Annotated in this window: 9 protein-coding genes and 1 pseudogene; 7 read left to right on the forward strand and 3 right to left on the reverse strand. The window is 35.6% G+C overall.

What is annotated here, in order from left to right:
* Nucleotides 1–443: 443 nt before the first annotated feature.
* The 3 genes from IHO40_RS03975 (at nt 444) to tgt (ending at nt 4,488) form a co-directional block, all read left to right on the forward strand.
* Nucleotides 444–2,489, forward strand: a complete 2,046-nt coding sequence (locus IHO40_RS03975; protein WP_225536867.1) for an ATP-dependent DNA helicase RecG — start codon at nt 444–446, stop codon at nt 2,487–2,489.
* A 304-nt stretch (nt 2,490–2,793) separates the two neighbouring features.
* Nucleotides 2,794–3,294, forward strand: a complete 501-nt coding sequence (gene nuoE, locus IHO40_RS03980; protein ID WP_225536868.1) for an NADH-quinone oxidoreductase subunit NuoE — start codon at nt 2,794–2,796, stop codon at nt 3,292–3,294.
* A complete protein-coding gene (tgt, locus tag IHO40_RS03985; RefSeq protein ID WP_225536869.1) occupies nt 3,295–4,488 on the forward strand; it encodes a tRNA guanosine(34) transglycosylase Tgt in 1,194 nt (397 codons plus the stop codon).
* A gap of 160 nt (nt 4,489–4,648) precedes the next feature.
* Here tgt and IHO40_RS03990 read toward each other — a convergent pair.
* A pseudogene (locus IHO40_RS03990) lies at nt 4,649–5,300 on the reverse strand (Rpn family recombination-promoting nuclease/putative transposase).
* 413 nt (nt 5,301–5,713) lie between these two features.
* Between IHO40_RS03990 and IHO40_RS03995 the strand changes: the two are divergent.
* Nucleotides 5,714–7,225: a proton-conducting transporter transmembrane domain-containing protein gene (locus IHO40_RS03995; RefSeq protein WP_225536870.1), complete on the forward strand. Its 1,512-nt coding sequence runs from the start codon at nt 5,714–5,716 to the stop codon at nt 7,223–7,225.
* On the opposite strand, the gene IHO40_RS04000 is transcribed toward IHO40_RS03995, so the two are convergent.
* On the reverse strand, nt 7,222–8,121 hold the full coding sequence (locus IHO40_RS04000; RefSeq protein ID WP_225536871.1) for an FKBP-type peptidyl-prolyl cis-trans isomerase: 900 nt from the start codon (nt 8,119–8,121) through the stop codon (nt 7,222–7,224). The genes IHO40_RS03995 and IHO40_RS04000 overlap by 4 nt on opposite strands.
* Nucleotides 8,114–8,914, reverse strand: coding sequence for a polyprenyl synthetase family protein (locus IHO40_RS04005; protein WP_225536872.1), 801 nt, complete (start codon nt 8,912–8,914; stop codon nt 8,114–8,116). Before IHO40_RS04005 ends, IHO40_RS04000 begins: the two co-directional genes overlap by 8 nt.
* Nucleotides 8,915–9,065: 151 nt before the next feature.
* Between IHO40_RS04005 and acpP the strand changes: the two genes are divergently transcribed.
* From acpP to IHO40_RS04020, 3 genes are all read left to right on the forward strand, one after another.
* The gene (gene acpP, locus IHO40_RS04010) at nt 9,066–9,332 is read left to right on the forward strand and encodes an acyl carrier protein (RefSeq protein ID WP_225536873.1); all 267 of its coding nucleotides are present in this window, start codon (nt 9,066–9,068) and stop codon (nt 9,330–9,332) included.
* Nucleotides 9,333–9,338: 6 nt separating this feature from the next.
* Nucleotides 9,339–10,604 (forward strand): beta-ketoacyl-ACP synthase II, encoded by a 1,266-nt coding sequence (gene fabF, locus IHO40_RS04015; RefSeq protein WP_225536874.1) that lies wholly within the window; start codon nt 9,339–9,341, stop codon nt 10,602–10,604.
* Nucleotides 10,605–10,964: 360 nt separating this feature from the next.
* A complete protein-coding gene (locus IHO40_RS04020) occupies nt 10,965–11,894 on the forward strand; it encodes an AEC family transporter (protein ID WP_225536875.1) in 930 nt (309 codons plus the stop codon).
* The last annotated feature ends 286 nt before the right edge of the window (nt 11,895–12,180 follow it).

Consider the following 12,180-nt stretch of genomic DNA (forward strand, 5'->3'; position numbering starts at 1 on the left):
ACAGTAGATCCTAGTATCAACTGCTGGGATAACAAGAAAAGGCTACTTGGATTTATCCATAGACTTGTCATTCCAGCGCGTGAAGCATAGCTGCACGAACATTGTCCTACTAGGAGGGTATCATGCCAGTGCTTGATACTGGCATCCAGGAATTTTATTAAGTAGGTGAGTATAAAAGTAGCTGTTTTATGTTAAAATACAACATTAATTATTATGGAGAATTGGATCCAGGTGTCGAGCACTGGCATGACAAGAAATTGGTCTACTTGGATAATAAGAAAAGGAGCTACTTGAATTACGCCCTTCGAGTGAGAGTTGCTCTCGAACTACAATGTTCCTACGGTTGCAGGATAGCGTTGTAATGTAGGAAGTTAGTATAGCTTAGCCATAAGGTGACAGAATTTTAAGAAAGCCCTATTATGGATGAACAATTTTACACATGTATGAGACTCAACGAACAACCAGATGTGCTGGCCTTTCTAAATGGCAAACTGGAGAATATACCTAGGTTTCATTCCACAATATTGCCTAAACTTTGTGGCGGAGATAGAGTAATGGACCTGCTGTTTTACAGGCCACACAGTTATATAGATAGGAGTAAATCGCTACTTGATGCTCAAGTTGGAGAACTTACGACTTTCATGGCAAAAGTTCGTGAACATCAGCCACCAGCTTTTAGGGGTAGGCCATATAAAATAGCCGTTGAAGGCGAAAGTCAGTACATATTCATAGTCTTTTTTAATTACTCAGTTAAATATTTATATAAATCATTTCCAATTGGAGCCCATGTAGTCATCAGTGGTAAACTTGATAAATTTGCTGGATATTTGCAAATTACTCACCCAGACTACGTATCGCTTAACGTCGACCAACTTGAAGAGATAGCTAGCATAGAGCCGGGTTACCAATTATGTCGCGGCATTACTAACAAGAGCATTAAAAACATAATAAATTCTAATCTAAAAGAATTGCCTGATTTACCAGAGTGGATAGATGGTACATTAATCGAGCAAAAAAAATGGCTAAGTTGGAGAAAAAGCATTATAAAGCTGCACAGGCCAAGGTCATTGGCAGAAGCGGAAATTTCTCGGAAAAGGCTTGCCTATGATGAATTATTTGCGTATCAACTAGCACTAAAACTTGCAAGAGAAAATCGCGTAAGAAAAGGGAGAAGAGAATTTACAATATCTAATAAATATAAAGAACAAGTTTTAAATGGCTTGTCGTTCCAATTAACAAACGATCAAATTCGTGCAATAGATGAAATTTCAGAGAGACAAAAATCCAAATACCGCATGGTAAGCTTGCTGCAAGGTGATGTTGGTAGTGGCAAGACCGTGGTTGCACTTTTTGCGATGTTGAGTGTGGTGGAAAACAACATGCAGGCAGCTCTAATGGCACCAACTACTATCTTAGCAGAGCAACATTATAATTGGATCGAAGAGGCTTTATCTTACACCGATATAAAAGTTGTTCTGCTTACTGGTAAAACTACACGCAAAGAAAGAAAGACTATCATGAACGAACTTGCAAGTGGTACTTTAAATATAGTGATTGGTACTCATGCACTGTTTCAAGCTAACGTTACATTTAAAAATTTAGGGCTTGTAGTCGTAGACGAGCAACAGCGGTTTGGGGTGATGCAGAGAAATCGTTTGGTAGGAAAGGGAGAAAATACTGACATACTTTTCGTTACTGCCACTCCTATCCCAAGGACTTTGCAGCAAGCCATGTATGGCGATGTTGAATGCTCCGTTTTAAGGGAAAAACTAAAATCTAGGTTGCCAATAAAGACTGTCATTGTGAACATTAAAAAAGTACCAGATATTGTTGAAAAACTTAAGGGTGCTATAAACAGGGGTGAAAAAGCGTATTGGATTTGCCCATATATAGAAGAAAACGAAGAACTAAATGTTGCTGCAGTAGAGATGCGCTTTCAGGAATTGCAAAAGACATTTTTTGATAAAGTTGGAATAATACACGGAAAACTAGCTCAAGATCAGAAAGATCAAGTTATGTTTTCTTTCAAAAGAAATGAATTTTCCCTCCTAGTTGCAACAACTGTGATAGAAGTTGGTATAGATGTACCAGATGCAACCATTATGATTATAGAAAATGCAGAGCAATTTGGATTATCACAATTGCATCAGTTAAGAGGCAGAGTAGGACGAGGAAGTAAGCCATCTTTTTGCGTATTATTATACGATAATCTAAGCAAAAGCTCATTCTCAAAGTTAAAAATCATGTGTGAGTCACAAGATGGGTTTCACATTGCTGAAAAAGATATGATGCTAAGAGGTAGTGGAGATATATTGGGCATAAAACAATCAGGATACATGGAGTTTAAATTTGCTGACTTATACAAAGATAGAGAGCTGCTCAACCTTGCATACAATAATGCGAAAAGTGCAATTGCTGAGAGTAAATCTTTTGAACTACTACTTGACATATTCGAGTATAGAAGTAGATTGCATTTTTCAAAATTTTAGTGAACTTCTTAGATATATGTTTCCAGAGTGTGATGGTATAGTAAAGCATGAGAAAAAAATACCATCACAGTAGGGATTATGGAACTGTAAATCTAAGACTTTAAAAAACGCCAATACTGAAAATAGACAATGGCTAGGGTTTCTTTTTGCCTTTTTTAGATTAGTAAATTTCTTAACGCTTACAGCAAAAGCAATTTAAGAGTACACAAAAAACGCCAAAAATAATTGCCTTTTCATGTGAGAGGTCTAATTGCAATTGTTGATTCTTTAAGTATAATCTGTTGAGATTTACATGAACCTGCAGATGAAAGAAAAAGAAGAGCAGTTTAGTTTTACATCGGAAAACCTCAAGAAAGCAAAGAAGTTTATAGAGATGTACCCAAAAGGCAAAGAAGGTAGTGCTGTTATGCCTTTACTATATCTGGTTCAAGAACAATGTGGATGGGTTCCTGAGTCTGCCATGCGCTACGTTGCTGATATGCTACATATTCCACATATTTGCGTATACGAAGTGGCAAGTTTTTACACCATGTATAATTTAAAACCAATGGGTAAATATCTGATACAAGTTTGTAGGACAACCCCTTGCTGGTTATGCAGTAGCGAAGAAGTTTTAAATACCTTTAAAAAGAGGCTTGGGGTCAATATAGGTGAAACTACCAAAGATGATCTGTTTACTTTAAAAGAAGTTGAATGTCTTGGTGCATGCGTTAATGCTCCTGTTGTGCAAATCAATGACAATTTTTATGAGAATCTTACTCCTAAAAAAGTGGAAAATATCATAGCAGAGCTTTCAAGCAAATAGATGAAAGAAGAGTTCTCATTTAGGATAACCAAGCAATCAGGTTCTGCAAGAGTTGGCACAATTAAAACTCCAAATGGAAACATAGAAACACCAGCATTTATGTTTTGTGCAACCAAAGCTGCAATTAAGGCTGCAGATATTGAGAGAATCGGTGAAGCTGGTACTCAGATAATACTTTCCAACACCTATCACCTAATGCTCCAACCGGGAGAGGATACTGTGGCAAAACTTGGTGGTTTGCGCAAGATGATGGGATGGAATGGACCGATGCTAACTGATTCTGGTGGATACCAGATATTTAGCCTGGGGCACGGATCAGTTTCAGAAGAAATAAAGGGAGTAAGAAAGAAACAAAAAACCCTGATCAAAATTAATGAGGATGGGGCAATTTTTCGCTCTTATATCAATGGTGAGACTTATTGTTTAACTCCTGAAAAATCTATACAAGTTCAACAAAAATTAGGGGCGGATTTAATCTTAGTTTTAGATGAATGCACACCATTTCACGTCAGCAAAGAATATACACAAAGATCAATGCTCATGAGCCATAGATGGGCTGAACGTTCTTTAAATGAACTTGAAAAAAGTAATGATGGCAAACAAGCACTGTATGGAATCAACCAAGGTGGAGTGTATCAAGATCTGCGCAGAGAAAGCTGTGATTTTATGAATGATTTACCATTTTTCGGTCAAGCAATAGGTGGATCACTTGGTCAGAGTAAGAAACAGATGTATGATGTAGTTTCTTTTACTATGAAGCACTTAAAAAAAGATAGGCCTACTCATTTGCTTGGTATTGGTGGAATTGTGGATATCTTTCGCGCAGTAGAGTTTGGGATTGACACGTTTGACTGTGTGCATCCAACTCGCCTGGCAAGACATGGTGGTGCACTTGTTAAAGTGAAAAATAGGAATTCTATTGCTTCAAAGTGCAAGGAGCATGTTAATTTGCGAAATCAACAATTTGAACTAGAAAATAGTCCAATTGAAAGTGATTGTTTGTGTTTTACCTGCAGGAAACATTCGAAAGCTTATATACACCATTTATTGAAAGCTAAAGAACTGCTAGCTTACACCCTCATTACCATTCATAATATTTTCTTCATGAATAAGCTTATGGAATCAATAAGACAGGCAATATTAGATGATAGGTTAGATCAGGAAAAGAGTAACTGGGTTAGTGAAATGCCGTAGCCTTTACATCTGAGTCTTGCGTTTAAGTGGTATAACAATAAGTGATCAACTAATGAGAACAAAGGCGCCTGGTTGTTAAGCTATTTCTTCCTGGAATTGTACAATTTCAGCTTTAGGAAGACCAGTAGATTCAGTTACTAAATCAACAGATACACCAACTTTAAGTAGGTTTTTGGCCTCTTTCTTCACCGATCTGGATGCCGCATTCTTGGCTGGTTTGGATACCTTTCTCTTCAACAAGATCAAATCTATATGCATGGTGGCCTCTTCTTTCCGCAGACCCACTACTCTTTGCTTCATATGTTAATAACTCTCTCTCATTCCAACGAAACTTGTCTAACTCACCGTATACTAGCTTTATTATTGGTGATTTTTCTACTATATTCCTTAAGTCTTCATCTGTAGTATCCTCTGCATACTTGAAAAAGAAACACCACCTTTCTACTATGCTTTCTAGCTGTTCTACTTTATTTTTTGAGAATTTAGGCAGCTCAATAAAAACGAATTGAAAATCTTTTAAGTAATGTCCGTTGGTTTTTATATCTCGTATATTGTGAGTGGAAATATACTCAACCTATGGAGTAAATAGAGTACTATTGGAAATAGCAATAAAGAAAACTTTCTTTGAGTCTATATGTAATTGCCAGATTTATCTAATTGCCTTGAGTAAGCCTTAGCAGCGTAAAGTTGAGCGTGTTTTTCAAAGTCTTTATCGCGAGCGAGTTGCATCTCTGCAATATACTGTTTCTGTGGGAATCCTTCCAAAGGATGTTAACAATGCTTTGCTTATCGGAGGCAATTTCAGGATCCATAATAGTGCTAAGGAACTCAACTTCTTGTATAGTATCTATTCCGGTAAATCCTCAAATATCATTGAGACAGTGAATAAGGATATTTTTATTCTTTTTAGAGCCAAAGATTTTTTTGAAGATCAGGTCAGGCTTTGAATCGAGAAATTTTGATAAAGCCATTAGGAATGAACTTAAAAAGTATTAAAGATTATGCACTATTTTGAAGAAATATTCAACTTTTTATATTTGCTCTATTAAATCTTATTTTTTAAGCTTAAATGTGTTAAACAAAAAAACAGCATCTATGCACGGCCTTAGAATAGAATCTCAGATCTTGAATGTTCTTTTGTTACCAAAAAAGTGGCAGTTTTTCTGTGACTTAAGTATAATTTTAGCTTTACCTAAACAAAATAATGAATTATTTAATGTATTTAATGGAATGTATTTTAACACCTCTTTCCTTACCATTTTTTATTGCTGAAAGTTATTTATTAATTACTGCACTGATTCCGCTGCTTGGCACAGTGGTTATCTTTTTTACTGGCAAATGGCCTAGATTAAACAACAGTATTACTATTGCCTCTTCTATACTTCTATTTACGTATACGTGTCTGTGCACTTTACATTGGGCATATGGTGATCATTCTCAATTTATCCTTATGGATTTTGGCAGTAACTTGCACATTAGTTTAAAGCTAGAGTCCACTGGAGTGGTATTTAGTTTATTAATATCATTTTTATGGATATTAACTAGCATATACGCAATATGTTATATGCAGAATAACTATCCTAATAGTAGTTACTCAAATTTCCTTTGTTTTCTTTTAATATCGGTCAGCTGTGCAATGTTTATTGCTTTTTCTGGCGACTTGCTTACTACATTTGTCTTTTATGAGCTCTTGACTATAAGTACTTACCCTCTTGTCACCTATAACACAACAAATGAATCAATGATAGCTGGGCGTTATTATTTTGGTGTGTTGTTTTTTTCTTCCTTAGTGCTATTTTTTCCAGTTCTCGGTTTCTTATACAGCAAATTTCATACTTTAGATTTTGTAAGCGGTGGAATATTTAAATTTGACACTTCGCTTGTTACTTTCATTGCAGTGTGTTTTGCTATGCTGATTTATGGAATAGGCAAAGCTGCATTAATGCCAATGCATTTTTGGTTACCAAAAGCAATGATTGCACCAACTCCTGTGAGCGCGCTGCTACATGCTGTTGCTGTTGTGAAATCCGGGGTTTTTATCATTATAAAAGTCATATTATACACTTTTGGCACCAATAATCTGCAACGCTTTGCACAACAAAGTTGGTTTGCTGGAGGATGGCTGCCTTATGCTGCAGGATTTACCATCATTGTTGCTTCACTGATTGCACTCAAGCAGAAGGAATTGAAAAAATTGCTCGCCTACTCTACCGTTTCCCAATTATCATATGTTACACTATTCGCTTCAATTTTTAGCGAACTTAGCATAAGAGTTGCAGTTTTTCAGTTAGTTTGTCATGCATTTGCAAAAATTACTCTATTCTTTGTTGTAGGTAACATAATAACGAAAACAGGTGAGAAATATGTAGATAAAACTCACGGCATAGGACGAAGTATGCCAATCACTATGTCAGCATTTGCTATAGGTGCGTTATCTATGATCGGAGTGCCACCTGCTCCAACTTTCTGGGGTAAGTTTCTCATTTTGCAGGCTGTTTTTAGCTCTGGCAATGTAGCACTCTCTGTATTTGTTACTCTTGTATTAATAGTAAGTACTATACTAAATGCTATGTACTTTTTGCCAATAATTTACAGTGCTTTTTTCTCAAAGCCTTCCAAGAATTTTTTCGTTAAAAAGACACCTATTTTTCTAATTTTACCACCAGTTATCACTGCGATATGTACTTTTGTTATTTTCTTCAGTTACCAAGTAATATTTAAAGTATCTTGCTTTTAAGCTTTGGCATCTAAGCTGAGATTAATTATGGAAACATTTTCTTCGTCAAAATCTATGTCTCCGATTAACATACTATCAGTAACGTTCAAAAGTTCTGGTGGAGAAATGATAGTTCTGTTATTACCAGCTCTCATTCCAACCACTCCAAGCTCTATGGCAAGCGGTACACTTTTATCACCAACTTTGAATTGCGCCGTTTGATTCTTGATTATATATTTACCATTATGCTCCATTACGCTATACTTAATTAACACCTCGTCACCACATCTTACTTGTTTCCCAGCCCTATTAATTAAGTCATTGAAAATCATCATATTATTTACTGAGTCGGGATATCTATCTTTTACCTCGATTAGTTTGACATAGTAAGAATTAAAGTTCGTTTTGTTGTCATTGGTAATGTTTATAGTAACTACACGCTCTCCTCCTTCTTTCATACCCATTATTCCTAGGCCCACCTCTTTCCAATCATCTTGACCTATTTTTAAGGTAACATTAGGGACTTGATTCGGAAGTGGTATCGCTGGATTATTAGATATTTTATACATTTGCATCAGGACTTCTTGACCACATAGAGCTCTGCTGCCACTGCCTTCTGTAAATTCATAAAAGTTTATTGAATTTTCCTCTCTTTCCTGCTGTGTTATCTCTTTTAAATACTCCTTCAACCCATGCTTTTCGATATAGTGATCAAGTGCTGATTCAAGTATTGGCTTCACTAGGTAATATGCTATTGTCTGTACCAAGCCATCATTCGTAGTATTTAACTCATAAAGCTTGTCTCTCTTTTCTGGCCTGCTTTTGTTTATTTGGACGACGATAAATACAAAAGAAGAAGTTAAAGTGAAAATTATTACTATGGAAATAAGCAATTGTAATATAATTTTCCTAGCCATCGTTTTTTACCTGATTCAATAAACTATATAAATAATTAGTTTCGTCTGAAAGCTTACTCAAATTATCTAAAGCTTGTTTAAAGAGACTTTCTATATAGTTCTTTGTTTCACTTTTACCAAGTATAGACATTAAGTTGCTTACTTTATCTTGTTTGTGGTCTTCAATATCATCTTTGGCTTGAAAAATAAGCCCTAGGTTTATTCCATAGTCATGTAACGCTCTTCGTTGCTCATCTGTAGCATTTCCTATTATAGCCCCTATTTCACATGAAGCTGCAAATAGTTTTGCAGTTTTTAATAAATGGATTTCTTTTATTTTGGAGAAATCTGCATCAATATCCAAAATCTGTCCTCCTACCATTCCCTTAGCTCCCATCGCTTGAGAGAGTACCTTTATAATTTCACAGCATTTATTGCTATCCTCATTTAGCGAAGATAGTATTTCAAAAGCGAGAGTAAGCAGTGCATCTCCAGCAAGCACCGCTGTTGCTTCGTCAAATCTTTTATGGCAACTTAGCTGACCTCTGCGAATATCGCTATTGTCCATACATGGCAAATCATCGTGAATTAGAGAGTAGGTGTGAACACACTCAACTGCCACAGCAATTGGCATTACTTTCTCAGCTTTCACATTAAATACTCGTGATGAAGCTGTGACTAAAAATGGACGTATATATTTTGCAGGAGCAAGAAGCACATAACGCATAGCTGATATAAGCTTGCTTTGGCTATCTTCAGGTAGAAATTTGCTTATTTCTGCGATAAGTAAATTTTTTGTTATTTCGTCTAGCATTTGCGAGTTTATTAATTTTCCAGCACACAATGTTGAAGAATATTTCAGCTAGGGCGATAGAAAGTTTTGTAATAGTCTATCAACCATAAAAGGTATTGCAAACATGAAAATTTTTTATAACATCAAAGAATAGGTTATTTTTTGGTAAAAAATGAGTAGCGAATTAGCAAAAAGCACTAGAGAAGACATAGAAGAAAAAGTAAAAAAGATTGTGCTGGAGCACATTAGTAAGGATGTGGAAAAGTTTAGCAGCTCCTCAAAGCTTTCAGAGCATGGCGCAGACAGTTTAGATGCAGTTGAGATAATCATGGCGGCAGAAGAAGAGTTTGGCATAGAAATTCCTGATGAAGATGCGCAAAAAATGGAAACTGTAGAGCAGATAGTTGAGTACATCAGTAACAAAAAGAACAATAACTAGTATTAAATGAGCAAAAGAGTAGTAGTTACCGGTATTGGCTTAATTACTCCACTGGCGGCAAATGTTGAAAACACTTGGCTTAAGTTAGTAGGTAGTGAGTCTGGTATAAAGGAAATCAGCAGGTTTGATGCTTCCGATCTTGCTTGCAAAATCGCAGGACAAGTTCCCCTACAAGGTAATAACATTGAGCACTGTTTTAACCCGCTAGATTATATCTCTGAAAAAGACCTAAAAAGGACAGATCGTTTTATCCATTACGGTATTGCAGCCACTATTCAGGCAGTGAACGATTCACTAATTTTAGAAAATCAAGATATCGATCGAGAACGAGTTGGTGTGGTTGTTGGCTCTGGTATAGGCGGTCTTTCATCAATTCAGGAAAATGTTATTATTATGCAGGAAAAAGGGCCTAGACGTGTCAGCCCATTTTTTGTTCCTGCAAGTTTGATAAATTTGATATCTGGCCATATTTCTATTAAATATGGATTTACAGGCCCAAACGATTCAGCGGTAACCGCATGTGCAACAGGTGCGCATGCAATCATAAATTCAGCAAGAGCTATAAAACTTGGTGAAGCAGATGTAATGATTGCAGGTGGGGCAGAAAGTGCACTTTGTAGGGTTGGAGTTGCAGGCTTTGCATCTATGAAGGCACTATCAACTAAATTTAATGACAAGCCTGAAGAAGCTTCAAGACCGTGGGATGAAGAACGCGATGGATTTGTTATGGGTGAAGGGGCAGGTATACTAGTATTGGAAGAATATGAATATGCAAAGAGAAGAGGAGCAAAAATATATGCAGAACTTACTGGATATGGACTAACGGGGGATGCTTATCATATTACCGCTCCACATGAGAGCGGAAGAGGTGCATTGAAATCAATACAGCTTGCCTTACAGAGTGCACAAATTAGTCCAAATCAAATTGGGTATATCAATGCACATGGAACTTCAACGCCACTTGGAGATAAAATCGAAGTAATAGCAATAAAACAGTTATTTGGTGACTATGCTTATAAGGTACCAGTTTCTTCAACCAAATCCTCTATAGGACATTTACTTGGTGCTGCAAGTAGTGTTGAAGCAATATTTAGTATTCTTGCGTTAAATGAAGGAATTACTCCTCCAACTTTAAACCTGCACAAACCTTCAGAAGGATGTGATTTAAATTTTGTACCGCTTAAAGCTCAAGAGCATAAGATCCAATATGCGCTTTCTAATTCGTTTGGCTTTGGCGGCACTAACGCATCGCTTATCTTTGGAAAAGTATAATTAGTTCTATCGTTTATACTTGTCTACAAAGCGCTTATTTTGCAACAAAAATAGTTGGGGTTTGTATCCTATATCAACTGAAAGCATACAACGAGGCCAAGCGAGACTAAACTTTGCTTTTTAGCAAAGCTACCACTATTGAAAGATATGTAAGAAGCTTTATAAAAACTTAACATAATTTTATCATAAAAATGTCATTCTTATGTTTTGTAAAAGCGGTTCTTAGCACTAAATGGGTCTTTTTAAATAACTATGAGTTGGGTAAATTGGAAAATAAATTTTATTTACTTTTACAATGTCTTAAGATCTAATGTCAATTTATCAGTTAGAAGTATCAAAAAGGATTATAATTAGGCTAGTATGTTCTTTACCCTTTTCCTCAAAATATTACCTATTTATATTACAATACTTATTGGTTATTTAGCAGGAAAATGCCTTAAGATTGATAGAAATACTATATCTCAAATACTCTTTTATATAGCTAACCCAATAGTGATTCTGTATGGAGTATCTCATGCAGAGGTCAATTTAAAAGTGATTTCTTTGCCGATTTTGATATGGTTTATAGGTAGCACTATGTCCTTATCGGTGTATTATCTTTCTTCTTTTTTATTTAAGGACAATACGAAAAACATATTGGCATTTAGCTCAGGCAGTACAAGTATGGGTTATTTTGGCTTGCCAATTGCTATGACTTTATTTGATGAAGATTCAGTGTCTGTATATGTTGTTTGTTATATAGGAATGGCACTATTTGAAAATAGCTTAGGATTTTATATAGCTGCAAATGGTATATATACTGCAAAAGAATGCATGTTAAGGTTGCTCAGACTTCCTTCGTCCTATGCGATGATTCTGGGCTTCTTTTTAAGTGTATGCGATATACAAATACCTGCTTTTCTAACAGATGTTATGATGAATATTAGAAGTACATTTATTACATTAGGAATGGTACTGCTTGGGGTGAGTATTGCACAAATTACAAATTTTAAAATAGATTGGAAGCTCGCTTTAACCACTATTACAGCAAAGTACTTATTTTGGCCATTATTTGTTTTGGGAATTGTCCTGATAGACAAACATATCACCGGTATATACGATGAAAGTATATATAAAGCGCTAATGTTGCTAGCTATTATTCCAGTTTCTGGATCCAGTGTAATACTTGCTAATATTTTAAATTATCAACCAGATAGAGCTACTTTGCTGCTTCTCATCAGTACTGCAGTAGGGCTATTTTACGTTCCGCTAATAATATCATTATTTTTTGCCAAACTTGTTCCTCTTTGATTAGAAATTCAAGCAATATAATATCAAACATACTTGTTGAAAGATCTTATACTGAAAATTAGCTATTCAATTTGTACCTGCTTAGGACGTGGCTAATGTGTAAGCAAAAATGGTACCATGAAAGTAGTTTTTTTAGCCAATATTCTTTAAACTTAGAATAAGGTCTAATTTTACTACTTTAGTAAACCTCAGTATAAAAAAGTTGAATACTTCCTAAGAATAGTGTACAATTTTCAATACTTTTTAAGTTAGTTGCTCATGGCTTTTTCAAAGTTTCTTGATCCAA

It is taken from the genome of Wolbachia endosymbiont of Mansonella ozzardi (assembly GCF_020278625.1).
Classification (GTDB): Bacteria; Pseudomonadota; Alphaproteobacteria; order Rickettsiales; family Anaplasmataceae; genus Wolbachia.